Here is a 25,528-nt window from a genome sequence, read left to right on the forward strand (position 1 = left end):
TATATGAAAATTGAATTTGATAAAAAATTATTCAAGTATTCCATATATATAGTTATTACAGCCGTTATACTATATATAGCATTTTTAATTATTTTAAATATGGGATTATTATTTAGATCTGCATTTGACTTTCTAGGATATTTAACTAATTTAATTAAGCCTCTGCTTTTCGGTATCATAATAGCATATCTTTTATATCCTATAACTAGAGCCATTGAAACTTTTCTAAAGCAGAACAAACTATATAAATTAGAGAAGGCATCTACTCGAAGAGTTATAGCAATTATGATTACATATATCTTAATTATTGGTATATTTTCAGGCTTAATCTTAGGAATCTATTTTATGATAGGCGGTCAGATATCAAATAATACTACTATTATAAATATGACTCAACACATTTCCCTATACTTAAAGAGTAACTCCTTTTCAACCGAATCCATAAAAGGGACTTTAGATAGGCTGGATAATTCTTTTATAGATAATATAAAACCTTATATTATTAGCGGAATTATATATTTACAAAGATATGTTGAAAGCAACTTAGGAAATATGACATCATATATAATGTCAATTGGAAGTGGTGTTGCAACATTTTTTATTGCACTTGTAATCAGTATATATCTTCTAAAGGATTCTGAATATTTTATAGCACTATGGAATAAGCTTTATTATTTAGTATTTGGTAAAAGTATTTTAGGCAATAAAATTATTTACGTTTTTAGAGTTGTTCACGAAGTCTTTGCTAAGTACCTGCGCGGTCAATTGCTGGAAGCTTTTTTCGTTGGAGTTTTATCAGCGATAGCACTTTCAATTGTTGGAATAGATTACGCTTTTGTAATTGGTATAATTGCAGGAATAAGCAATATGATTCCATATGTAGGCCCAATTATTGGTACTATTCTTGCTGCTATTATGGGACTTTTAAGTGGTACACCTATAAGAATAGTTTACGCCATAGTTGCTATGCTAGTTGTACAACAAATTGATAATAATCTTCTAGCCCCTAAAATTGTTGGAAATAGTGTAGGTTTACATGCGGTATTTACAATGATGGCTATACTAATTGGTGGCAATGTAGGCGGGTTATTAGGAATGCTCCTTGCCGTACCAGTTGCTGCTTCATGTAAAGTTTTATTTAATAATTGGTACGAAAATTACATAGAAAAGCAAAAGCAGTCGTAAATCTTTATGAATTAATTTATTAAAAGAGGCAGTTCAATTGACTGCCTCTTTTAATATAGTACATATTGTTTCATTTAATTCTAATGCACTTTTAGCTATTTTACTATTTTAATAAACTTCTTCTTCCCTAACTTTAGTACATCTCCATTTTTAATTGTTGTATTATTAAAATCAGTTACTTTTTGCATATTTATATAAACTCCCCCCTGACTTACAAGCCTTTTAAATTCGTTATACGATTTTATTAATTTATTTTTAACAAGGACTTTTCCAACATCTTCTAACAAGCTACATTCAGAAGGTATATTTATTTCAGGCACCTCATCAGGTATATTTTTATTTTTAAATACATTTTCAAAATATTCAAGTGCAAATTTACTTTCTTCTTCTGTGTGATATAATCTTGTTATAATTTTTGCAAGCTCAAATTTGACATCTCTTGGATTTTTGCCATTATCCAACTCTTCTTTAATTCCTCTAATTTTATCTGGATGCTCATCGGTAGCAAGTTCGTAATATTTTATAATTAAATCATCAGGAATTTCCATTACTTTCTTAAACATTATTTCTGCTGATTCTTGTATTCCTATATAATTTCCTAAACTCTTACTCATTTTTTCCTTTCCATCCAGTCCTTCTAATATAGGCATAAATATTGCTGTTTGCTGCTCCATTCCAGCATTTTTTTGCAATGTTCTCCCCATAAGAATATTAAAGGTCTGATCAGTTCCTCCTAATTCTATATCAGCCTTTAATGCTATAGAATCATAACCTTGCATTAGAGGATAAAAAAATTCATGAATTCCAATAGGAGTATTAGAATTATATCTCTTTTTAAAATCTTCTCTTTCTAGCATTCTTGCAACTGTTGTAGTCGCAGCCAGTTTTAAAACTTCTTCAAATGACAGTTCAGATAACCATTCACTATTAAACTTAATTTCTGTTTTATCTCTATCTAAAATTTTGAAAATTTGCTTTTGATACGTTAATGCATTTTCTACTACTTCTTCTTTGGTCAGAGGCTTCCTAGTTTTAGATTTTCCGGTTGGATCTCCTATTTTACCAGTAAAATCACCAATTATTATAACTGCTCGATGCCCTAAATCTTGCATTTGCTTAATCTTTCTTAATACAACCGCATGACCTAAATGGATATCTGGCGCAGTTGGATCTAATCCTAACTTAATTATTAAAGGTTTATCTTCTTTTGCCGATTTAATAATTTTTTTCTCCAAATCACCAATGCTAATTATGTCTGCAGCTCCTTTCCTTATAATTTTAATTTGTTCTTCAGCATTCTTTTTCATCTTCTTAACTCCTAAATATTTCTTATTTTTAATATAAGTAAGCGTTACAAGATTCAATATTTACAACAAAAAAACTCTTGTCCTTTAAAATATAAAGGACAAGAGTATAACTCCCGTGTTACCACCTTAATTCATTAATCGCTCACACGATTAACCTCTTCAAGTACGCCAAAATTTTGGTTATACTTTAGCACTATAACGGGTGCAGGGTTCCGTCATCGCCTACTCAAAAGAAACTTTTTTCAGCTTGAAGCTCTAAGATGTATTCAAAACCAGCTTCCATGCACCTCTCATCAAACGGTAACTTTCTGTATGGCATCACTAATTTCTACTTATTCTTTTCATTGCTTTTATTGAAAATCTAGAATAAAGAAATATAATAAATTACTTTCCTTATTATGCGATATATTAAATTGTTTAAATTGTACAAAAAACTTAAGCTTTTGTCAATATAAACTTTATTATTTAATGGTTACAGCTATGATATCCATGCTCCATTTGAATCAACTCTATATTTTCCATCAATAACAGAATTAAGAGCCATAGCACCGCTTCCAGGATAACAATAATACCATTTTCCATTAGAGTATATCCATCCTGTTTTCATTACGCCATCATTGCCTAAATAATACCAATTATTATCTATTATATTCCATCCAGTTGCACAACGTCCTGTGTTTTCTAAAAAATACCACGCAGAATTAACTAAATTCCACTTACCATCTTTATTAGACTTAAGCTCAGATAATAATCCACTATAACTGCTTGCCTTATTACTCTCATAATTATAATCCTCAGCGCATTCTGGATAATCACTTTCTTTCCAGGTAAATCCATCATTTTTTAGAACCTTATCTTGTCTAAGGAAATATTTATTATTTCCTAATGCATCGTTATTTGTGACATCTAAATGATACCACTTATTATTTAATTTAACTAAGTTCCATCCATGAGGAACACCATCTAAATTTCCAATAATAATTTTATTCTCTACACCTGCTAATTTAAGCATTTTATAAGCAGTCATAGCATAACCTTGACATGTAGTCTTTCCAGTTGTCAATGCAGAATAGGCATTATTAGATACAAGACTATCATCATATTCAAATCTATTTATTAAATATTCATTTATTGCCTTGACCTTATCAAAGTCGCTCATTCCATTGGTAGTTATAGAATTAACTACTTTAGTTAACTCTTGATTAATATATAACTCTTGATCTTTTGTTGTTCTATAAGTAACCTTTAATGTTGCTTTATCTCCAACTCTTTCATAGACCATTTTCTCCAGTGATCTCATTAAGTAATCATCGTCTTTTGCAATATTTTGTACCACTTCTAATACATCAGATTTATAATAATCAATTTGAAACTCTGTGTCCCAATTTTCTAAATGGTTATATACATATGAGTTTAAATCATTATCTGCTGCAAAAACAGGTTGTCCTATTATTGCTGATATTATTATTAATCCAAGTAATAGATTTCTAATAACGTTTCTCATCAATAAATCCCTTCTTTCTTCATATGAATCCCATTGGAATAATTTTTGTTAATATTATGTTATAAAGCAGCACAATTCAATACTTTCCTCCTTCCCAGATTATTATTTACCTCCCAAAACATATATATCTATTATATCAGAATATTATCAATGATGCTAAATTCAAATATATATTCATAAAAATAACTACCTAAAATATTAAATTTTCTAGGTAGTTGTTAAAACTATTTTATAATTCAAAAGTACTGTTATCGATCCATTTATATTGTGGTCTTATGACTTTTATATCTTTTACTAATTTATACAGTGCCTCATCTTTCTGCTTACATTCTAGCATTATATCAAAATCCCTATCTAAAACTTTAGCTTTCTCTAAGAATTCAACAAGATCCTCTGCATTTATATAATCAGCATGCTTTCTATCTTTATCATGGTCTTTGGGTGTTGAAAAATGTATTTTTGGTGGAAAAAATTCATTATCCCATGTATTAAAAATCTCCTCAAGTAAGTCCTCTATATTTTCACCATTATTATTGCAATTGTGATGATGAACATCTAATACCATCGGAAGATTTAAAGTTCTGCATATATCTAGAACTTCCTTTGCAGTATATATTTTATCATCATTTTCAAGAATTAATTTGGATGCTATTTCTTCTGGGATTAGAGAAAAGTTATCAATAAATCTGCTTATTCCTGACTCTTTTCCACCAGTTGCTCCTCCCACATGCAAAACCATTTTTCCATGTAAATACCCAAGATCCTCAAACCATTCTACTTGACGCATTAAATTGCTGATAGAATTTTTAACAATCTCATTACTTGAACTATTTAAAACATTAAACTGATCTGGATGTGTATCCACTCTCATATTATTTTGCCTAATTATTCTTCCAATAAATTCAAAGTCCTTTTTAAAAATCTCTCTATGTCCCCAATAACCAACATCAGGATGAGTAACTAGAGGAATTAAAGCAGATGTTATTCTATAAAAGTGTATTTGATTCTCCACATTATACTTAAGTATTTTCTCTAGATCATTTAAGTTAGATAGTGTTATGCTCTTTAATTTATCTAATTTGTTCCTTTCAGAAATAATTTTATTATAATTTGTAAATGTAACTGTGCTAGAACTAGAAATCTTTTTACCCAACCTCATTAAAATTGCTACATAGCCAAACCTTATTCTCATAATTCTTCTCCTATGTACTTAATATTTCTTGAACATAATAAAAGAACTCCAAAGTGGAGTCCAATTATATGTAAAGAGATTAATGAGTATTAGAGGTTGTATTAAAAGTTAGATTAATATTTAATAATTTAAACTTTTAAACACTCTATTACTTATTATAATCTCATCAGTTATTATTGTAAACATTTTCTTTTGAATTATAACTATTTTTTTAATATCTTTGTAAATTTCTTATAATTATACAAAAAGAAGTTATCTAAAAATAATAAAAATTAATGTTAATCATACCTTATTATTTTCCTATTCTTAGATAACTTCTTTTAACTATTTTAGTCAGAAATTCTATGCTTAAGCCAGTTATTTCCTCTAAGCCTAAAGCAGTACATAAGTCCACGTACAATCCAATCAATATACATAGCAATCCAAATTCCTAAAACACCAATTCCTAGAACAATACCTAAAATGTAACCTGCAAATATTCTAAATATCCACATACCTATAAATGCAGTTAGCATAGTATATCTGGTATCACCAGCTCCTTTAAGACCTGATGAAAGTATGAAAGATATCCCCCAAGCAATTAATGCTATACTATTACTTCTAGTTAATGTTGATGATATATTTATTACCTCTGGAACATTTGTATAAAGAGATGCTAACCATTTTGATATAGGTATAAAAATCAAGCCCAAAGATACTAAACAGATAGTACCAAACTTAGTCAAATATATTAACGTACTCTTTGCCCCTTTAATATCATTTCTTCCTACATATTGTCCCACAAAAGTTGTTGCTGCTAAACAAAGTGAATTTCCTGGAACATTTATCATTATAGCAATAGATGATGAAATTGCATTGGCAGCAATAGATGCTGTTCCCATTGTAACTATAAACATCTGAACTATTAATTTTCCTGCATTAAATATCACTTGTTCCATACCTGCTGGGATTCCTATATTAAATATATTTTTCTGTATTTCCATATCAAATTTAAATGGAAATATATTTTTTAATTTTATAATTTTACTTCCTCTAAATAAAACTAACATTATAATTAGAGTACCAATAAGTCTAGCAATTGCAATAGCTACTGCTGCACCAGCTATTCCAAATGACGATATGCTCAGTGTATTAATTCCAAATATCAATGTATATCCTAAAGCAATATTTATAACATTCATAAATATTGTTATTTGCATAGGAGTTTTTGTATCTCCACATCCTCTGAGTATACCATTAGCAATTTGTTCTATTGCTATAAATGGATACGTAAGCAAAGTAAACTCCAAATATAGTTTTGCATCAATTTTAACTAATTCTTCTGCTGAACCATAAAGTACATTAATTAATTTAATCCTGAAAATCCACAAAAGCAATGTTATAATTAATGATACTAAAATACCTGATACAATAGCTTGTTTAGCTGTTTCATTTGCTTTCTTAGGTTTATTTCTTCCTATCTGCTGAGCAACCACCACCGTTGCACCTACTGATAAAGCTGCAAAGAATGATATAAACATATTGTTTATAGAATCAACCATTCCTATTGCTGATACAGCTTGTTCACCAATATGTCCTGCCATCATTGTATTACATGTACCTAATAACATAACAAATGTTTGCTCTATCATTATAGGTATTGCTAACTTTAAAACATCTTTTCTTATTAACACACAATATCCTTCTTCCTTCTAGTAAAACACCCAAGTTACTAGTTTTTTCTGTTAACGTTAAACAAAAATTAAAGCTATATATTTATAGCTATTACTCTTGTCCATTTTCAATTTACATTACATATTTCCATATTCGTCTTTATATCCCTCCTTACTGCTCCAACAATTTAAAACTCATATATTCAATAATAAATTCCATCTTCTATAATGTATTCTAATACACACTATCCCAAAATCAATAATTTAGAATACAATTTTTATAAAAACACGCAAATAGAATGACATATCGTTAATATTTCATAAACATATATCATTCTTTCTTTGATATAAAATTTTTATAACTATTTATAATCTTATCACTTATTACTAAAAATCACCACCTTACTCTGCATACTTTATCACTAAAATAAGGTGTTTAGATTATTCTTCTTTTTACTAACACTTGTTTTTATTAATATTCTGTGCAATATGAATTAATTCATAAAATTTCTTACATTTCTTTTGAGCATTTTTAATATATATTCTTTAATTAAATTTCTACATTTTAATTGCGTATGAGTATTTCACTTACTAAAACATTAAATATAAATTTATTACAGCAATATATACGCATTAATTATTATGTTATTTTATTAAATCTATTTAGATAATCTCTTATCACTTTTAACACATAAGTTTCTCTAAAAATCCAGTTTGCAATTGGTTCTACTCCTGATGATATTATTTTTTCATTATTATTAATAGCATCTTCTATCCGTATCCACTCTGGCTTAAATTTTAATTTAGCCTCATATGGATCCAATTTTTGAGGTTTCCTTACATTTGATACTTCTGCTAAGTAATAGTAAGAAATCATCTTAAAGACTCTATTATTAACATATTTATCTTTGCTTCTTTCTGTTATAATTCCAAGTTGATCACCAATTTTACTGCAAACATATCCAGTTTCTTCTTCCACTTCTCTTTTCAGAGCATCTATATGCCCCTCATCCTTTTTCATTCCCCCTCCTGGAAACTTATAATCCTTATTCTTGGAATGTACCATTAGAATCTTTTTATCCTTTATTATTATTCCTCTTACTGCTTCCCTAAAATTGATTTTTTCAATTGAATCACTTACTTTATCTATTTCAAAAAGTTTGTTGAACATAATATTCATTTTCTCACATCCTTATTCTTCAAAATTCCCTATACCATAAATAATTTATCTATTAATCTTTGATTTCGCCTAGATATTGTTAAAATAATAATTAATTTAGTTAGCCACTAATGATGTTTTTTATATTTTTTACTATTTTACAGAAAAATATCCTTAAACAAATTATACTTTAATTATCTATTATTGTAAAAATTTATTAAAATAAATTTAACCTTGATACTAAAATATTTCTACTGGTTGATAAGAATCAATAATTATTAAAATTCAAATATGGCCCACAAAGTTTTTGTAAACCTTGTGGGCCATATTTGAATTTTATGAAATGTATCTACTTTATTATATTAAATAGAAATTATTCGTTTGTACTATTTATGAAGATATTTATAATGGTGTGTGGACATTATAAAATATCGTTTAGTCATAATACTTAGTGGTGTGTGGTCACTAAATATTAAACTTTTGGTGGTTAATTACTCACATTCATGGTAGTGTGCGTTACCAAGAATATTTTATTTTGTATTCAAAATTTTGATAAAACTTTTTTAATTATATTAATCAATTTTAATAATCTAAATTACCTATTTGCTAAATACAATTTTTATAATCAAATGTATAAAGGGTTATTATAAAAGGAGTTTTTTATACTTAAAGCGAGGTCACGCGATAAACTTCCCTCAAGCATATTATTTATTGTATATTCTTTAACTGTGTCATATGTGTTAAAAATCATCTTTGCTTTCTTACTATCGTTATATACCTTCCAGTATCCACATAGTAAACATTTTTTAGTAGTACATTCCATAAAATCTTTAACATCTTCAAATGGTATTCCTAGGAATAATCCAAGCTCATGAGGGCAGTGATATTTATTATATCTAAATTTTAATGTATCAATGTATCTGTCTATTTTTATCTGGGAAGGATACCCTATGTTTGCTAAAAAATCTATATGTGATTTTTTATTTAATTCTTTTTCTAATATATTTTCATCATAAATCATTATTATCATACAATCATTATTTTCTCTTAACTCTATGAACTTTAAATTTATATTTTTTATAAATTTTTTTCCGAAGTCATTCCAGCCAATATACATCTTTTCATTACTTTTTTTCAAATTTATAGTTACAGCTGGTTTAACTCCTGCGATTACTAATGATGAATTATATACCAAGAAATTTTCTATATATTCCTTCTCATCCATCAAATCTAATCTTTTGTAAAAATCTAGATATCTCATGTCATATCACCACCAAATTTAATTATATATTAGCAATCTTCTTACCAAATTCTATACAATCTTGTTCAGCTTCATCTGGCTCATTTTGAACTATTAATGGTGTTTCTACTACAATGCAACCATATCCATTCATTCTTTCTTCAAAGTCTCTCATCCATTTTCCATCGCCCCAACCATAAGAACCGAAAAGTGCAACTTTCTTACCTGATACCTTAGTTGAAATTTCCTCTATAAATGGTTCAAACTCTGACTCTTCTAATACTTCATCTCCCATTGCTGAACAACCTAGAATAAGTATATCCTCATTTAATAATTCGTCTATATTTACATCTGAGACATTTATAGTATTAACATCTTTCCCACTTTCTATGATTCCTTTTGCAATTAATTCTGCCATTTTTTCTGTGTTTCCAGTTCCTGACCAATATACTATTTTCATTACTTGTACCACTCCCTATTTAATTAAATAATTTTGAAAATCATTCTCAATTAGATAATATTATATCTATCCACTTTTGTCAAGTTTTATTAATAAATTTTATATTTTTTTCCTTAACTAATATTTTTTATATTACTTATAGTCAATCTTTATTGTATAAAAACATATATAAAGATGCACTGAAGATAATAATATATCCTATAAAACTCATGTAATCAGGAAGAATTCCAAATAAACATAAACTTATTATTGCTGAAAAAATTATATTTGTATAATCAAATATTGATATTTCCTTTGCTGGTGCGTACTTATATGCTAAAGTTATTCCAAATTGTCCAAGACTTGCAAAGATACCAGCTAAAAGCAAATAGATAAGTTGCATTATATTCATATTTTCATAGTATATTATCATTAATGGAAAAGTAATTACACTAGAAATAAAAGAAAAATAGAATACAATAGTTTCTGGATGTTCTTTTCCACTTAAAGCTCTAACACATGTATAAGCTGCTGCTGCAGTGACACCACCTAAAATTCCAGCTATTGCAGGCATTATTTCTAAGTTTAATGAAGGCTTTATTATGAATAAAGTTCCTATAAATGCTATAATTATTGCTATAATTTGTTTTATATTCACTTTCTCTTTTAAAAATATTCCCGAAAAAATAATTACGAAGAAAGGGCTCAATTTATTTAACATATTAGCATCTGATAGAACTAGTTTATCTATAGAGTAGAAATTAAATAAAATGCCTAAAGTTCCAAATATCGACCTGAGCAACAATGTCTTCTGATTATTTTTTTGACCAAAAAAGTTTCCTCTATGTTTTGATATTAGTGCGAATGCCACCATAAGTGATACTATGTTTCTAAAAAAAGTTTTTTGAAACGATGGCAAATCACCAGAAATCTTAACAAATGCTGACATCATTGCAAATCCAAATGCAGATGCAGTTATAAATATTATTCCTTTCTTTCTGTTACTTAAATTTGTTAATTTCATTTTTCCTCCTATTATTATCTATTTATTAATATAAAAGCGCATAAGCTACTATAAATAAGTGCCCATACGCTTATATTTTATTCAATCAATTCTAAAACCGGCCTATACCCTACAGTTTCATATTTTAAGTCTTTAACTGACTGCTTAGAATATGTTGTTGAATAATATCCTCTTATTATACAGAATTTTTCACTTCTTAAGCCTTCGCTTTGAGTAAAAGATGAGAAATTATACCAATGCCATAAAGCATTATTATTTCCATTAATCTTCTCATCATCAAATTTCTTTATATTATTATCTACATCATAATCTTCACTTGGTGGAAGTCCATCAATTTTGTTGGAATTTACTATATACTTATCCCATTCATTATTCTTATAATTTTTCTTTTCACTATATCCAGTTAAGAGCCTTAAGATGTATTTTTCCCCTTCTACTATTACTACTTTACCAAAAACTAAATTTTGATCATTTAGTTCATTCCATGAAATATTTTTCAAAATATTTCTATCACAAATCAATAATTTCTTACCTGCATCATTTATCTCTATCCAAGATAATTTATAATCATCATCTTTATCAGTATCTTTAATTTCTATTTTTTGGCCTGCAAATGAAGCAATGTCTTTGAACTGCACGAAATCTCCTGGCACCTTCTGCTTTTCATCATTTAAATATAAAGTGCCAAAACTTCTAATTACACCTGTAGAATATGTCTTAATATCGATGATCTTTTTTATTTTTTTATTTCTAAACCTCTTCCCCATTGCTATGGCACCACTTAATGCTGCCATGGATCCAACAATGACTCCTGTTCCAATTAATTTATTTTTTTTACTTTTATCCATAAATTCCGCCCCTTTTACCATTGATTTTATATTTACATAAATTTAATTATATGACTTTTTTTATATTTTATTCTTTTAAAACTTATATGAATTATTATATCTTATTATGATAGATCCTTAAATACAAAAATTTCTTATATTTTTGTATTATCAAAATCATGATTATTTGGCAAAGTAGTTTTTATTAAGCATATTATTGCTTAATGGAAATTCTGTTTTCTCCAATCTCGTACTTTCTTAACTTATTTCCATTTATAGAAATAATCCCTTTAGAATAAGATTGCAGAAGATCTCCTTCATACTTAATTGTCTTCTTACTAATAAGCTCTAAAACACTTCCTGCAGATTTATCATTGATATAAACTTTTCCTGAATAATCCACAATTATATCTTCTTTACTTACTGGCTTAGGCAAAATCAACATATTCCATTTTATTTTCCCTTCGTTTAATGCTGAATAATATATTTTAGTAATATTACCGCTAACTTCTTCACCAAAATATACATTATCATTAATATCATTTCCTAATATTTTTATAACTTTTGCATTTGGTATTTCTATATTGTTTGGACTATTTAATATGGTTGCTCCATTTCCCATTTCCATTACCGCATTTGTACTTGTAGTAGGTACTATTATATTTCCAATTTCTTTATTGGATCTGACTTTCTCTAATTGATTCATTACATTAGCATAATATAAATCACTTTTTCCATTGGTTTTATTAATTTTTATGTAAAGACTATGTGTTGCAGTAGAAAATACTACATTGTCTACTTTATCATTTGCATTCTTTGTATCTATTTTCAACTCATTTAAATTAAAGTCTGCAAGTTGTCGTGTTTCACCTTTCTTCGCATCAAAAGATACTGGCTCAAAATAAGCTCCTCCTTTTTTTTGCACTTTTTGTATAACAATTATATTGTTCTCATTTGTTAACCATTTATAGAACACTACATCTCCGCCGTCTTCACATTGGAATTCTTTTTCACTATTATCATTGCTATCTAATACCTTAAGTTTACTATTTTCTATATAAGCAACAAATCTGCCATCTGAGGATACTGATGCTTTAGAAACTCCATCTTTAATGTTAATTTCATTTTGCTTATTATCTTTTGGCGTTTCCTTTTCTTCAACTTTTTCAGCTTGTATTTTTACATCTGAAGCTAAATATATATTTTCCACATATAAAAATATACCTTGTTGAATTACTATTGCTACAAGTGTCCATACTACTATTCTTACCAGGTTTTTCATTAACTATCCTCTCCTACAAAGATACTTCAAAATCACTTCTACTTTTGTGTTATATGTAATATTTATTATGATTATTTCTCATAAACTTTATTTTACTCAACGTAAAAAGCTGTGGCAACAGATCTTTCACCATCCCAAGCATTTGGAGAATTTATAACTTCTCCCTTATAGTACATTGTAGAAGAATAACCACCATCAAGAGCACCCGCATTAATCGCACCTCTATCTAACATTATTTCTTGAACATCATACAAACTTGCTCCAGGCGCTGTGATTTTTCGCCCATCAATAACCAAAAATATAACTGTACCATCCTCTTTTTGACCCACTGCAGTTCTAGGATTAAGCCCATCAGATGTCTTATCTTTAACTTGAGGCTTACCATTTATAATAATATTAGGCCTTCTAAAGCACATTGCTTCCTGCACTCCTAGCTTTTGAAGCTCATTAAGAGTATGATCTCCCACAATAAGCTGACCACCTTTAGTAAAAGCTATAACATTTTCAACATTATTTCTATTTACATTGTTTTTAGGATATACAACTTTTCCACCTGATATAATAAATCCCCCTGGCTCTGCCCCAGTTCCCGCATAAAGGGTTCCATCAGAAGATTTATCTACAAAGGACCCACCATTAATCGCTGCAATAGCATTATTCTCTTCTGCCATTTCACTAGTTTTCTGTCCCATTTTTCCTAGGTATTTTGTCATTGCAACTTTAACTCCTAATGGATTTTTTATTTCAAGTATATATCCATTATATCTGTCTGTATGTATATCATATCTAGTTATCTCATTTCCACTAGTATATTTCACCTTTACCTTATTTAAATCTGTTTCTGTATTTTGAGTACTATCATCCTTCAATTCCTCTGTATTTTTGTTAACTCCTAGGATCTTATTTATTTCTTCCTGGGACATAAAATCTGTTAATAGATACGCATGTCTTGTTCCAAGTAATGTTGAAACAAATACTTTTCTTGTATTTTCATACGGTCCAAAAAATAATACTATAGGCGTACTTATACATAGAAAAACAATTATGTATACTATCCCTAAAAAGAATACAAGCGGTTTAAATTTTTTATTTTTAATTTTCTCTTTTTCTTGATGATTACTTTGCGTATCCATCGATTACCTCCTAATAAATTGCACATTATTTTAATAGCCTATAAAACTGTACAATAACCATTGTATAAACTAAAAGTAACATAAAACAATAATTGTAATAAAAACAATTACATGTAAATTCCTTCAAAAGCTTTAATGCATAATGTACGTTAATTATAAATTATGTACATTATGCATTATAAATACATGATTATGCTAACTAAAACATTAAATTTAACACAATTTAATTAAATATTGTCTTCAAGTGTTAAACCTGCCTCATTATGAAATTGCTGCTCCACAATACTTTCATTTTGTTTTTTATGATATTTAAGTTCATCACCTAAATTTTTAAAGGCAACTGATAACATTAGCTTAATTCTATTTAACTGGTTTACATTTGAGGCACCAGGATCATAATCTATTGCCACTATATTTGATTTTGGATATCTTTCTTTTAGTGCTTTTATCATACCTTTTCCAGTAACATGATTAGGCAAACATGCAAAAGGTTGAAGACACACTATATTACTTGTGCCAGACTCAATAAGCTCTATCATTTCTGCTGTTAAGAACCAACCTTCTCCAGTTTGGTTTCCAAGAGAAAGTATAGGTGATGCCATGCCAGCTAATTCTTTTATGTGTTTTGGCTTAGAAAATCTAGTACTTTTTTCTAGTTGTTTTTTCATAGTTTTTCTGTATGTTTCAATATACGAAATAGCCATATTACATAAATTTTTTGAAAGCTTACTTCCTGCCAAATATTTTGCTTTAAAGTCTGCGTCAAATGCTGAGTAGAAAAAGAAATCTAGAAGATCTGGAACGACTGCTTCTGCCCCTTCATTTTCTAAAATACCCACAATATCATTGTTTGCTGTTGGATGGAACTTAACTAATATTTCTCCAACAACACCAACTTTAGGTTTTTTTACATTTAGTAGTGGTAATTCATCAAACTCTTGAATGATTTCTTTTATGTTGTTATTAAACTCTCTCTTGCTTCCATTTACTAAATTTAATTTTACCTTTTCATTCCATTTCTTATAAATATCATTGGCAGATCCTTTAACTTTTTCGTAAGGCCTTGTCTTATACAACACTCTCATGAATAAGTCTCCGTATACTAATGCCATAATAGCTTTATGAAGCAATTTTGGAGTAATCTTAAAACCTGGTTGTTTTTCAAGTCCTACTGCATTTAACGATATAACAGGTACTTGTTCAAATCCAGCATGCTTTAAAGCCATCTTTAAGAATCCAATATAATTTGTTGCTCTACAGCCACCGCCAGTTTGAGATATTATAACTGAAGTATTACTCAAATCATATTTTCCAGATTTTAAGGCTTCAATTATTTGACCAATTACTATAATTGATGGATAACAAGCATCATTATTAACATATTTTAATCCTTCATCAACAGCTTTCATGTCCATTGATGGTAAAACTTCTAAGTTATAGCCTGATGCATTCACAGCTGTCTCAATTAAATCAAAATGAATAGGTGACATTTGAGGACATAAAATTGTATGTTTCTTTCTCATCTCAGGTGTAAATACTGGATTTTTGTATACTACTTGTTCTTCAACTGGTTTATAATTTTTTCGTTCTCTTTCGCCCATTGCAGCTTTTAATGATCTAATTCTAATTTTAGCAGCCCCTAAATTATTTCCTTCATCTATTTTTAATACTGTATATATCTTTCCTTTTGAGGATATAATTTCAGAAACTTGATCTGTAGTAACTGCATCTAATCCACAACCAAAAGAATTTAACTGAATCATATCTACACAAGGCTCATCAGCAACAAAAGCAGCGGCTCTGTATAATCTTGAGTGATACATCCACTGATCTACAACTCTAAGCTTATCTTTTAATACTCCTAAATGAGACACGCTATCTTCTGTTAATACAGCCATATCAAAAGAATTTATCATATCAGGAATTCCATGATTTATTTCAGGATCTACATGGTAAGGTCTTCCACTTAATACTATTCCTTTTTTATTATTCTGTCTTAGATATGAAATAACTTCCTCACCTTTTTTTTGAATATCCTTTTTGAAATTCTCTCTTTCTTTACTTGCTTCTTCCACAGCTGTTTTAGCCTCTTGTATACTTACATTAAACGCCTTGAATTCATCTACAATTCTTTTTGCAAGCTCCTTTTCATTATCTAAAGATAAAAATGGTTCCATGAAATTAATGTTATTTTCCTTTAATTCATCCATATTATTTTTTATCGCTTCTGGATAAGAAGTTACCATAGGACAATTGTAATGATTTTGAGCATCCATGAACTCTTTTTTCTCATATGATATACAAGGATAAAATATATTTTTAATTCCTCTATTTATCAAATTCATTATATGACCATGAGCCAATTTTGCTGGATAACAAGCTGATTCTGATGGAATTGTTTCAATTCCAAGTTCATATATCTTCTTACTTGAAGGTGCTGATAATTTAACGCTAAAGCCTAAGTTAGTTAAAAGTGTAAACCAAAATGGATAATTCTCATACATGTTAAGAACTCTTGGAATTCCTATAACTCCACGTTTAGCTTCTTCTTCTTTTAAAGGCTTATAACCAAATGTTCTCTTGTACTTATAATCGAATAAATTTGGTAGTTTGCTTTCCTTAGACTTCTCTATTCCAAGCCCTCTTTCGCACCTATTTCCTGAAATGAACTCCTCATCTGTAGAGAATTTATTTACAGTAAGCAAACAATTATTTCCACACTTTCCGCATCTTCTAAATGATGCTGTCATTTCAAATTTATTTATTCCATCTCTAGGTAATAAAGTTGACTTTTCTCCTTCAATATATCTTTCCTTTGCAATAAGAGCACACCCAAAGGCTCCCATTAGTCCTGAGATATCTGGTCTTACTGCTTCTCTTCCTGATATAAGTTCAAAACTCCTAAGTACAGCTTCATTGTAAAATGTTCCACCTTGTACTATAACTTTTTCGCCTATGTCTTTTTCATCTCTTAACTTTATTACTTTAAACAAAGCATTCTTTATAACTGAGTATGAAAGGCCAGCTGATATGTCTGAAATCTCAGCTCCCTCTTTTTGAGACTGTTTAACTCTCGAGTTCATAAATACTGTGCACCTAGAACCTAAGTCCACTGGAGCTTTAGATTTTAAGGCTTCCTTTGCGAAATCCTCTACCTTCATGTCAAGAGACTTAGCAAAACTCTCAATAAAAGATCCGCATCCTGATGAACAAGCTTCATTTAAAAGTATTCCATCAATTGCATCATTTTTTATCTTTATGCACTTCATATCCTGCCCGCCTATGTCCAAGATAAAATCTACACCTGGCAAGAAATGATCTGCAGCCTTATAATGTGCAATTGTTTCAATTTCTCCTATATCTATATGAAGCGCTGCTTTAATAAGAGCTTCTCCATAACCAGTAACAGAAGAGTTTACAATCTCTATTGTTTCTGGAAGTTTTTCATATAAATCTTTCATGATTTCTACAACTTTGTTTAGTGGGTTTCCTTCATTGCTTCCATAGTAAGAATATAAAAGTTCAGAATTTTCACCTATAAGTGCTACTTTAGTAGTTGTTGAACCAGCGTCTATTCCTAAAAATGCTTGTCCTTTATATTCCCTTAACTCTCCCCTTTTTACAACATTTTTATCATGTCTCTCTTTAAACTTATCGTAATCTTCTTTATCTTTAAATAACGGTTCAAGTCTTGGCTCAGTATCATCCTTTATATTAGAAATATCAGAAATTTTATCTACTATATTTTTTAAAGATGTTGATTTTTCCTTTGTTGACAATAGAGCTGCTCCCATCGCAACAAAAAGTTGAGAATTTTCTGGTGCAATAATTTGTTCATCCTTTAAATTCAATGTTTCAATAAATCTGTTCCTTAATTCTGAAAGGAAAAATAAAGGACCTCCTAAAAATGCCACATTGCCTCTTATAGGCTTACCACACGCAAGCCCTCCTATAGTTTGGTTAACTACAGCTTGAAATATTGATGCAGCTATATCGCTTTTTTTAGCGCCTTCATTTATCAATGGCTGAACATCTGTTTTTGCAAAGACACCACATCTTGATGCTATAGGATATATTACTTTATATTCTTTAGCATACTCGTTTAATCCCATTGCATTAGTATTCAATAATATGGCCATTTGATCAATGAAAGCTCCAGTACCGCCGGCACAACTTCCATTCATTCTTTGCTCTATTCCACCTCTAAAATATGTAATTTTGGCATCTTCCCCACCTAATTCTATTACAACGTCAGTCTCCGGAATAATTGTTTCAACTGTTTTTGAGCATGCAATTACTTCCTGTACAAAACCAAGATTAAGCCATTTTGATACTGACAATCCTCCTGATCCTGTTATATTAATTTTGCAGTTAATATTCCCTAATTCATCATAGCATTCCTTTATTAAGTCAATTATTGTACTTCTTATATCTGAAAAATGTCTTTTATATTTACTATATATTAAAATGTTCTCATTATTAAGAACCACTAATTTTACTGTTGTTGATCCTATATCTAAACCAATTTTATAATTTATCATATTTATTTCACCTACTCTGTTTTTTCAATGTACATATTGGTTATATAATTTTAAAGCTTAGGCACATGAAAGAAAATAATTCCCCGTGCATACTGGTCTGTTATTTTTTTAATTATGCCTTAATAAATACTTCCATATGTATACTAATATAAAGTATTGTCTATAATTATAAAGAATTTAAGTTAATATTTACAATTTTGCTATTGGAGGTCACAAATGAATTATTTTACTGAAGGAAACAAATTTTACAATATGAAGGATTACGAAAAAGCCATGGATTTTTATAAAAAGTCTGCATCAGAAAATTTAAACACGGCTTGTTCATACTATAATTGTGGAGTTTGTTTAATTAAACTCAAAAAATTTGATGATGCAATAATTATGCTTAACAAAGCAATTTCTCTTAAGCATGAAAGTAAATACTTTTTTAATCTTGGATATTGCTATGTCATGAAAGAAAACTTTAATACAGCTTTACGTTTCTTTAATTTAGCATGGTCAATAGATCCTAATGACAAAGATTGTGAAAAGGCCATAGACCTTATTATTTCAAAATTTAAAAAAGCAAACTAATTTACCATTCACCAGCAATTTCTTCTACATTATGCTTATTAAATAAATTGGAATCAAAATAATTTCCTCCATCATAGAAGGTTGTATCTACATTGATCCATTTATTTTCATCCTCTAAATAAACTTGGTTCCATGCATGGCCAACATATTGTTCTCCATCATAGGCTTGGCCTCCTAAAAGCCTAACTTTAAGATTAGCAGCTCTAGACATCGCTACATAAAGACATGCCTTATCAAAACAAATACCTGTTCTACTACTGAACGCTGGTATTGCACCGCTTTCTGGCATTTTTTCAGTGTCGCCTCCACTTAAAACTTCTTGAGCCTTTTCATTATCGTACTTTATATTACTTCCAATCCAACTATATAATATTTTTGCTCTTTCCCTATCAGTTTTAGCGCCCTGAGTTAATTTTAGCGCTTTATTATCAATTTCTTCATTTGATTTAATTCCGTCTTCTATAGTAACTCCATTATAAATAATAATTTCTTTTGATGATGCATTTTTAATTGACTGTATGTTCTTAAATAATTTACTATTTACAATCTTGCTATTTTCATTTGGTGAATATTCTTGTTTAAGAACATTTTCTGTGAATGAATGAACTGACGTGGAATTAAATATTATACTAGGAAAGACTAATAGTGCAATTATGATACTTACTTGAATGCATCCTGAGATGATTCCATTAACTACTAACATAGCTTTATTTTCATTCATAATTTTTCCTCCACAAATAATATTTTCACCCTATTATAATGTATATTCTAATTATATCAAAAATGAGAACATAAGCATATTAAAAATACATCTAAAATATGCGCCTTAAATTTCAACGAGCGAAATATAAAAGCACTATTAAAAATCATCCACGTCTACAGCCATAACTTTTTTGATTACTTGACTAGTAATCTCTGTATTATATCCCTTTGAAATTAAATACCTATATAATTTTCCTGAAATCTTATAAGTATCAGTCTCTTTATTCTTTATTAAATTATATTTTTTTTGTGCTATATCAAATGCAACATCTTTTTCATTTTCTTTATCTAGATTTAATAATTCCTCATCAATGATTTCTTTGCAAATTCCTTTGCGAAGCAATGTATATTTTATTTTCTGACTTCCCATTGATCGTAATTTATCTTTTATAAAAATTTTTGTATAATTGCCATCATTTATAAAATTATATTCTTTAAGAAATTCAATAGCTTTGTCAATAGATAATTCGTCATACTCTTTAAGCCTTAGCTTATCTCTAACCTCTTTTTCTGTTTTATATGTTTTTTCTATTATCCTCAAAGCAGATTCCTTACACCTCATAAAGTTTTCACTTTCTGCTAGTGCCCTCAATTTCTCAGGATTTATTTCACTATTTACTTTAAGACTTTCTTTATAAACTAGTTCTGCTGAAATAGAAAATGCATACTCACCATCTAAAAATAAGTTAACTCTTTCTTTGTTTCTCTTTTGAATTTCTATTTTCGTTATTTTTGCCATAGTTAAAACTTTCACCTTTTTTATTATTTAATTTACTAGTTAGACTTTAATATGTGTATCGTTGGGTTTTTTAAAACTTTTTTTCCAACTTCATTAATCTTTAATATATCCAACATATTTAATCTGTCCATATCTTTAACAAATTCAAATATGTCCTCGCCCTCTAATGCTTGATGAAGCATGTAATTACATAACTCAGACGAATCCTCTAAAGTTGATATTACAGCCGTCTTATGGACTTTTTTCATTATATTTAAATCTCTATCTCCTATTTGAATCTTTCCTTCAACTACGTTTTTTATTGTTTCATCAATAGCCGCTTTAGCTTCATCAATGTTTTCCTCACTAACTGCTGTGTATATATAGAGGGTTTTTATATTATTGGTTATTTCTAAATGAGTATAAATATCGTAAGCTAATCCCCTATTCTCTCTAATTTCTCTAAAAAGAAGTGAATTCGAACTTTCCCCAAGTCTGTGATTCAAAATTCTTAGCGGAAGTTCATTTGATTTTTCTAAATCATTGAAGGTATATAAATAGACTATAGTGCTTTGCTCTATATCTTTCTTATAACTTATTCCTGTTGTTTCTTTATTTTTTTCTATTATGATATTTATAGGTTCAGGCTTTTGTCCTTCCCATTGACTGAAATAATTTTTCACTAAGTTTATAGCTTCATCATGCTCTAAGGGCGATACCATAGTTATAAGAGAATTTTGAGGTGTATAATACCTTTTATAAAAAGATATCAATTTCTTTCTGGTGAATCCAGAAACATTCTCTTCAAGTCCAGTAACCTCATATTTTAGAGCACTTTTATTAAATGCAAGTTTATTTACATTTTTAAAACTGAAATCCTCTATATCATCTTTGCTCATCCTTATTTCTGATAAAATTACACCTCGTTCTTTTTCTATTTCATTTTTATCAAATGTTGGATTTACAATCATATCAGCCAAAAGCTCTGTTGCTTTTTTAAATTCTTCCATCAGGCAGCTGATCGTATAAACAGTAACATCATAATCTGTATAAGCATTATATTCTCCGCCTAAAGCCTCTAATTCATCATTTAACTCTTCACCAGTTCTATTGATGGTTCCTTTAAACAAAGTATGTTCAATAAAGTGACTTATACCTTTTTCTTTCATATTCTCATATAGAGCACCGACCTTAACTCCTATATTAATAGATGCAATTTGAGTATCCTTCTTAATAGTTATTACTTCCAAGCCATTTTCAAGTGTATGTCTCTTCACATCAAAATTTAATTTTATCATTCACTATTCTCCTAATTACATATCAAATATCCTGATACTTTGCGATCTTTTCATTTAAAATAACACTAGTAATGCTAATCACGTTTTAAAGTATAAATATGCCATTCATAATCATATCACAAAACAAAAGTAAATTTCTATAATCAAAAATAATCTATACACCTATATAATAACACAAATATATGTTCCAATTCAAAATTAGTATTATTATCCATGCGATATGTCTGACGTATATTCTTAAAAATCTTTTTTATTTCTTCCAAATTCATGATAATCATTATAAATTTATTATTTATAGATAATTATTATCCAATATAATATATGAGAGTATTTACGTTATTATACTATAATGAATTTAATATATACCTTGTAATTGAGCTTGCAGATTTTAGTCTTGCTTAGATCTTGTTTTATTGCAATCTTAAATGTAGATTTACTATTATAACATACATATTGATCTTTATATGCTAAACTTAAAATAATATGTATATTGCAATTCACAATTACACCCAAAATTCTTGTAATATTTTTAGAATTATGATAAAGGATTATTTTTGCAATATTATATTGCGCTTAGAACACAAAAAATTGTACAATGTGATATATGATTGTAATAGAATTGCCTTATTTGTAAGGTATTATGTTATTATAAGCATTGTATGAATTTACACGTTCACATATAAGGAGATGAAAAGTTATGAGAAAGTCTATTTTAATTGTTGAAGATGAACTAAGAATTAGGTTTTTACTTAGAGATTATTTAATAAAAGAAGATTTTAATGTTTTTGAAGCCTCAAATGGCGAAGAAGGATTATTTGTATTTAGTACACAAAAAATTGATTTAGTACTTTTAGATATTATGATGCCTGTTATGGATGGATTAACTATGTTGGAAAAATTGAGAGAAGTCTCCACCGTTCCTGTAGTTTTACTCACTGCAAAAGGTGAAGAAGAGGATAAACTTCAAGGTTATGATTACGGAGCTGATGATTATATCACAAAACCATTTAGCCCTAAAGTTTTAATTGCTAAAGTTAAGGCTCTTCTAAAAAGAACTAGGGAGGATCTAGATTCTAGCTTTCAAGATTTTAACGGTTTAACTATAAACAAACTTTCACATGAAGTAAAAATTGATGGCAAAGAAATAATATTATCGCCAAAAGAGTACGAACTTTTGATGTACTTAGTTACTAATGAAGGAATTGCTTTAAGTAGAGATAATATATTGGATAATGTTTGGGGGATTGACTACTATGGAGATATACGTACAGTTGACACTAACGTTAAAAGACTTCGTGAAAAGCTGTTAGATAAATCTAATTATATAATTACAGTTCGTGGCAGCGGCTATAAATTTGAGGTTAAATAAATGAGGCGTAGTTTATCTAAAAGGCTATTTAGCATAACATTAGGCCTTGTTCTTGCATTAATGTTCATAACTTACTTTGCACAAGCCTTTTTCTTTGAAAGTTTTTATTCTTACAAAAAAACAATTTCATTAGTTAAAGAAGTTAATAAGTTTCATGATTTATATTCACTTCATATAGACAATGATGCTGACTTGTATAAGGCCTTGCAAAAATTTGAGAATGATAATAATGCTAAAATTATCATTACATCAACAAATGGAGATATAAAATATTTTTCTAACAACATTTATAGTGATAAGGAGAGTTTTGACACCCTAACTTCTTTTGGTAAAGAATTAATAAATAATAGCGATTTGATTAACGACGTTATTACTCATTCTCAAACCAAGTATACAACTTTTACTAATGAGAGCAGCGGCTTAAGTAAGATTGGTGTAATTAGTCCTATGTCTATAACCACAAAAAATGATAGTCTTATTTTTTGCGTTGCTTCCATTCAGCCAATAAAGGAAGCCTCTGAAGTTATGAGTGAATTTTTTGTATATTTGTTTTTTGGATTGATTGTTATATCAGTAATACTTTCTTCAATTTACTCTAACCTTATATCTAAGCCTCTTGTAAACTTAACCAATACAGCAAACAAAATATCTCATATGGATTTCTCTGCAAGAGTTTATGAAACTGATAGAGATGATGAAATAGGAAGCCTTGCCAAATCGCTAAATTTTTTATCTAAAAATCTACAAGCTGCTTTAGTAGATTTACAGCAAAAAAACAAGAAATTAGAAGATGATATTGAAAAAGAAAGACAATTAGAAGATATGAGAAAAGATTTTATATCTAATGTTAGTCATGAACTAAAAACCCCAATAGGAATTATAGAAGGATATGCAGAAGGCATTAAAGATGGTATCGTATCTGGCGAAGACGCTAATTTATATTTAGAAACTATAATTGATGAGTCGAAAAAAATGACTGTATTAGTCACTAATATGCTAGAACTTTCGAAACTTGAATCCGGGATTATAAAACCAAATTTTGAATCTTTTAATATTAATAGATTAATTACTAAAATATTAAAGAAGCATAAGCCAGACTTTGAAGAAAATAAGTTTAATGTAAACTTTAATTCATCAATACCTTATAGCTATGTTTACGCAGATCCATTTCAAATGGAGCAGGTTTTAACTAATCTTATAACAAATGCAATTAAATATACTCCTCCTGGCAATGACATAAACGTAAATATTGAAGAAGGTCTAGACAAGTTTAAAATATCTGTTCAAAATATGGGAGTAGTTATTCCTGAAGCTGAAATAAGCAAACTTTTTGATAAATTCTATAGAATAGATAAATCCAGAGAAAGAACTCAAAAGAATAGTACTGGTATTGGCTTATCAATAGTTAAAAATATACTACGTCTTCATAACAGTGAGTTTAATTTACAAAACATCAATAATGGTGTAGAATTTTATTTTTACTTAGAGAAAATAGTATCACCTGAAGGTGAAGAAGAGTAAGCGGATATACCTTAAATATATCCACCATCTGCTCTTATTATTTGCCCTGTTATATACGATGAATCTTCACTAGATAAAAATACAGCAATTTTACCAATCTCACTTGGAAGCCCAAATCTTCCTAGAGGAATTTCTTCCTCTAGGGATTTTTTTTCATCTCCTTCTAAAAATGAGTTCATTTTTGTATCTATTACTCCTGGTGCTATACAATTTACTCTTACATTAGAAGGCGCTACTTCTTTCGCAAGTGCTTTTGTAAATGAATTTAATCCGCCTTTGGTAGCTGAATACAACACTTCACAAGAGGCTCCAACTTCTCCCCACATAGAAGAAATATTTATGACAGTTCCACTTTTTCTAGAAATCATATTACTTAGGACATGCTTTGTTAAATAAATTGCTCCTAAAAGATTTGTATTCAATATCCTGCTTATTTCTTCTTCTGTTGAATCCATAAATAAACCTATATGACTTATGCCTGCATTGTTTACTAGAATATCAATCTTCCCCATTACTTTTAAAACTTCTTCAACTATCATTTGGCATTTATCGAAAGCTGATATATCTCCTTTTACTATAACTCCATAGCCGTTTATACTCTTTATCTCTTCCAAAGTTTCCTTTGCACCTTCGTCATCAGTAGAGTAATTTATTATAACGCTTGCCCCTTCCTTTGCAAGCTCTACTGCTATAGCTCTTCCTATGCCTCTTGATGCACCTGTAATTAGTGCAACTTTACCCCTTAATTTATTCATAACAAACCTTAGTCAGATATTATATAACTGAATATCTGACAAATTCA

General features: G+C 28.8%; 20 protein-coding genes and 1 other annotated feature. Of the genes, 4 read left to right on the forward strand and 16 right to left on the reverse strand.

Annotated features, from left to right (window positions below; translation table 11 throughout):
* Positions 1-3: 3 nt before the first annotated feature.
* Positions 4-1,185: an AI-2E family transporter gene (locus ACJDTP_RS06325; protein WP_406760784.1), complete on the forward strand. Its 1,182-nt coding sequence runs from the start codon at positions 4-6 to the stop codon at positions 1,183-1,185.
* 95 nt (positions 1,186-1,280) lie between these two features.
* Here ACJDTP_RS06325 and tyrS read toward each other — a convergent pair whose 3' ends face one another.
* The 12 genes from tyrS to ACJDTP_RS06385 form a co-directional block, all read right to left on the reverse strand.
* Positions 1,281-2,492 (reverse strand): tyrosine--tRNA ligase, encoded by a 1,212-nt coding sequence (gene tyrS, locus ACJDTP_RS06330; protein WP_406760785.1) that lies wholly within the window; start codon positions 2,490-2,492, stop codon positions 1,281-1,283.
* A 91-nt stretch (positions 2,493-2,583) separates the two neighbouring features.
* Positions 2,584-2,846, reverse strand: a binding site (T-box leader).
* A gap of 124 nt (positions 2,847-2,970) precedes the next feature.
* A complete protein-coding gene (locus tag ACJDTP_RS06335) occupies positions 2,971-3,996 on the reverse strand; it encodes a transglutaminase domain-containing protein (RefSeq protein ID WP_406760786.1) in 1,026 nt (341 codons plus the stop codon).
* A gap of 229 nt (positions 3,997-4,225) precedes the next feature.
* Entirely contained in the window at positions 4,226-5,188 is a 963-nt protein-coding gene (uvsE, locus tag ACJDTP_RS06340; protein WP_406760787.1) for a UV DNA damage repair endonuclease UvsE, read from the reverse strand.
* 329 nt (positions 5,189-5,517) lie between these two features.
* Complete coding sequence (locus ACJDTP_RS06345; RefSeq protein WP_406760788.1) at positions 5,518-6,861, reverse strand: MATE family efflux transporter; 1,344 nt, start codon at positions 6,859-6,861, stop codon at positions 5,518-5,520.
* 619 nt (positions 6,862-7,480) lie between these two features.
* Positions 7,481-8,020: an NUDIX domain-containing protein gene (locus tag ACJDTP_RS06350; protein ID WP_171771400.1), complete on the reverse strand. Its 540-nt coding sequence runs from the start codon at positions 8,018-8,020 to the stop codon at positions 7,481-7,483.
* Positions 8,021-8,624: 604 nt separating this feature from the next.
* The gene (locus ACJDTP_RS06355) at positions 8,625-9,260 is read right to left on the reverse strand and encodes a DUF3793 family protein (RefSeq protein ID WP_406760789.1); all 636 of its coding nucleotides are present in this window, start codon (positions 9,258-9,260) and stop codon (positions 8,625-8,627) included.
* Positions 9,261-9,282: 22 nt separating this feature from the next.
* Positions 9,283-9,699 (reverse strand): flavodoxin, encoded by a 417-nt coding sequence (locus tag ACJDTP_RS06360; RefSeq protein ID WP_406760790.1) that lies wholly within the window; start codon positions 9,697-9,699, stop codon positions 9,283-9,285.
* Between the two features lie 142 nt (positions 9,700-9,841).
* Positions 9,842-10,702, reverse strand: a complete 861-nt coding sequence (locus ACJDTP_RS06365; protein WP_077843749.1) for a DMT family transporter — start codon at positions 10,700-10,702, stop codon at positions 9,842-9,844.
* A 77-nt stretch (positions 10,703-10,779) separates the two neighbouring features.
* On the reverse strand, positions 10,780-11,550 hold the full coding sequence (locus tag ACJDTP_RS06370) for a hypothetical protein (RefSeq protein WP_077839483.1): 771 nt from the start codon (positions 11,548-11,550) through the stop codon (positions 10,780-10,782).
* Between the two features lie 193 nt (positions 11,551-11,743).
* On the reverse strand, positions 11,744-12,811 hold the full coding sequence (locus ACJDTP_RS06375; protein WP_406760791.1) for a hypothetical protein: 1,068 nt from the start codon (positions 12,809-12,811) through the stop codon (positions 11,744-11,746).
* A gap of 92 nt (positions 12,812-12,903) precedes the next feature.
* Entirely contained in the window at positions 12,904-13,944 is a 1,041-nt protein-coding gene (locus ACJDTP_RS06380; protein WP_406760792.1) for a phosphodiester glycosidase family protein, read from the reverse strand.
* Positions 13,945-14,171: 227 nt separating this feature from the next.
* Positions 14,172-18,485, reverse strand: a complete 4,314-nt coding sequence (locus ACJDTP_RS06385) for an acyl-CoA dehydratase activase-related protein (protein WP_406760793.1) — start codon at positions 18,483-18,485, stop codon at positions 14,172-14,174.
* A 216-nt stretch (positions 18,486-18,701) separates the two neighbouring features.
* Here ACJDTP_RS06385 and ACJDTP_RS06390 point away from each other — a divergent pair, with 216 nt between their 5' ends.
* Positions 18,702-19,058: a tetratricopeptide repeat protein gene (locus tag ACJDTP_RS06390; RefSeq protein ID WP_077843753.1), complete on the forward strand. Its 357-nt coding sequence runs from the start codon at positions 18,702-18,704 to the stop codon at positions 19,056-19,058.
* A gap of 1 nt (position 19,059) precedes the next feature.
* On the opposite strand, the gene ACJDTP_RS06395 is transcribed toward ACJDTP_RS06390, so the two are convergent.
* The 3 genes from ACJDTP_RS06395 to ACJDTP_RS06405 all read right to left on the reverse strand — a co-directional run bounded on the left by ACJDTP_RS06395 (position 19,060) and on the right by ACJDTP_RS06405 (position 21,836).
* A complete protein-coding gene (locus tag ACJDTP_RS06395; protein WP_173713619.1) occupies positions 19,060-19,779 on the reverse strand; it encodes a transglutaminase-like domain-containing protein in 720 nt (239 codons plus the stop codon).
* A 138-nt stretch (positions 19,780-19,917) separates the two neighbouring features.
* Entirely contained in the window at positions 19,918-20,559 is a 642-nt protein-coding gene (gene recX / locus ACJDTP_RS06400) for a recombination regulator RecX (RefSeq protein WP_406760794.1), read from the reverse strand.
* Positions 20,560-20,594: 35 nt separating this feature from the next.
* Positions 20,595-21,836: a M16 family metallopeptidase gene (locus tag ACJDTP_RS06405; protein WP_077843756.1), complete on the reverse strand. Its 1,242-nt coding sequence runs from the start codon at positions 21,834-21,836 to the stop codon at positions 20,595-20,597.
* Between the two features lie 697 nt (positions 21,837-22,533).
* Between ACJDTP_RS06405 and ACJDTP_RS06410 the strand changes: the two genes are divergently transcribed.
* Both ACJDTP_RS06410 and ACJDTP_RS06415 read left to right on the forward strand, forming a co-directional pair.
* The gene (locus ACJDTP_RS06410; RefSeq protein WP_012058614.1) at positions 22,534-23,205 is read left to right on the forward strand and encodes a response regulator transcription factor; all 672 of its coding nucleotides are present in this window, start codon (positions 22,534-22,536) and stop codon (positions 23,203-23,205) included.
* A complete protein-coding gene (locus ACJDTP_RS06415) occupies positions 23,206-24,726 on the forward strand; it encodes a HAMP domain-containing sensor histidine kinase (RefSeq protein WP_077843757.1) in 1,521 nt (506 codons plus the stop codon). It begins immediately after the preceding gene.
* Positions 24,727-24,737: 11 nt separating this feature from the next.
* Here the strand turns inward: ACJDTP_RS06415 and ymfI are convergent, their stop codons facing one another.
* A complete protein-coding gene (gene ymfI / locus ACJDTP_RS06420) occupies positions 24,738-25,481 on the reverse strand; it encodes an elongation factor P 5-aminopentanone reductase (protein WP_171771393.1) in 744 nt (247 codons plus the stop codon).
* Positions 25,482-25,528 lie beyond the last annotated feature (47 nt).

This window comes from Candidatus Clostridium helianthi, assembly GCF_045310795.1.
In the GTDB taxonomy this organism is placed as follows: Bacteria; Bacillota; Clostridia; order Clostridiales; family Clostridiaceae; genus Clostridium; species Clostridium helianthi.

Coding starts and splice junctions, on each gene's coding strand:
- uvsE (WP_406760787.1), bottom strand. CDS start 5,188: ATGAGAATAAGGTTTGGCTATGTAGCAATTTTAATGAGGTTGGGTAAA.
- recX (WP_406760794.1), bottom strand. CDS start 20,559: ATGGCAAAAATAACGAAAATAGAAATTCAAAAGAGAAACAAAGAAAGA.
- tyrS (WP_406760785.1), bottom strand. CDS start 2,492: ATGAAAAAGAATGCTGAAGAACAAATTAAAATTATAAGGAAAGGAGCT.
- ACJDTP_RS06415 (WP_077843757.1), top strand. CDS start 23,206: ATGAGGCGTAGTTTATCTAAAAGGCTATTTAGCATAACATTAGGCCTT.
- ACJDTP_RS06355 (WP_406760789.1), bottom strand. CDS start 9,260: ATGAGATATCTAGATTTTTACAAAAGATTAGATTTGATGGATGAGAAG.
- ACJDTP_RS06350 (WP_171771400.1), bottom strand. CDS start 8,020: ATGAATATTATGTTCAACAAACTTTTTGAAATAGATAAAGTAAGTGAT.
- ACJDTP_RS06365 (WP_077843749.1), bottom strand. CDS start 10,702: ATGAAATTAACAAATTTAAGTAACAGAAAGAAAGGAATAATATTTATA.
- ACJDTP_RS06380 (WP_406760792.1), bottom strand. CDS start 13,944: ATGGATACGCAAAGTAATCATCAAGAAAAAGAGAAAATTAAAAATAAA.
- ymfI (WP_171771393.1), bottom strand. CDS start 25,481: ATGAATAAATTAAGGGGTAAAGTTGCACTAATTACAGGTGCATCAAGA.
- ACJDTP_RS06390 (WP_077843753.1), top strand. CDS start 18,702: ATGAATTATTTTACTGAAGGAAACAAATTTTACAATATGAAGGATTAC.
- ACJDTP_RS06375 (WP_406760791.1), bottom strand. CDS start 12,811: ATGAAAAACCTGGTAAGAATAGTAGTATGGACACTTGTAGCAATAGTA.
- ACJDTP_RS06360 (WP_406760790.1), bottom strand. CDS start 9,699: ATGAAAATAGTATATTGGTCAGGAACTGGAAACACAGAAAAAATGGCA.
- ACJDTP_RS06405 (WP_077843756.1), bottom strand. CDS start 21,836: ATGATAAAATTAAATTTTGATGTGAAGAGACATACACTTGAAAATGGC.
- ACJDTP_RS06410 (WP_012058614.1), top strand. CDS start 22,534: ATGAGAAAGTCTATTTTAATTGTTGAAGATGAACTAAGAATTAGGTTT.
- ACJDTP_RS06335 (WP_406760786.1), bottom strand. CDS start 3,996: ATGAGAAACGTTATTAGAAATCTATTACTTGGATTAATAATAATATCA.
- ACJDTP_RS06325 (WP_406760784.1), top strand. CDS start 4: ATGAAAATTGAATTTGATAAAAAATTATTCAAGTATTCCATATATATA.
- ACJDTP_RS06385 (WP_406760793.1), bottom strand. CDS start 18,485: ATGATAAATTATAAAATTGGTTTAGATATAGGATCAACAACAGTAAAA.
- ACJDTP_RS06395 (WP_173713619.1), bottom strand. CDS start 19,779: ATGAATGAAAATAAAGCTATGTTAGTAGTTAATGGAATCATCTCAGGA.
- ACJDTP_RS06370 (WP_077839483.1), bottom strand. CDS start 11,550: ATGGATAAAAGTAAAAAAAATAAATTAATTGGAACAGGAGTCATTGTT.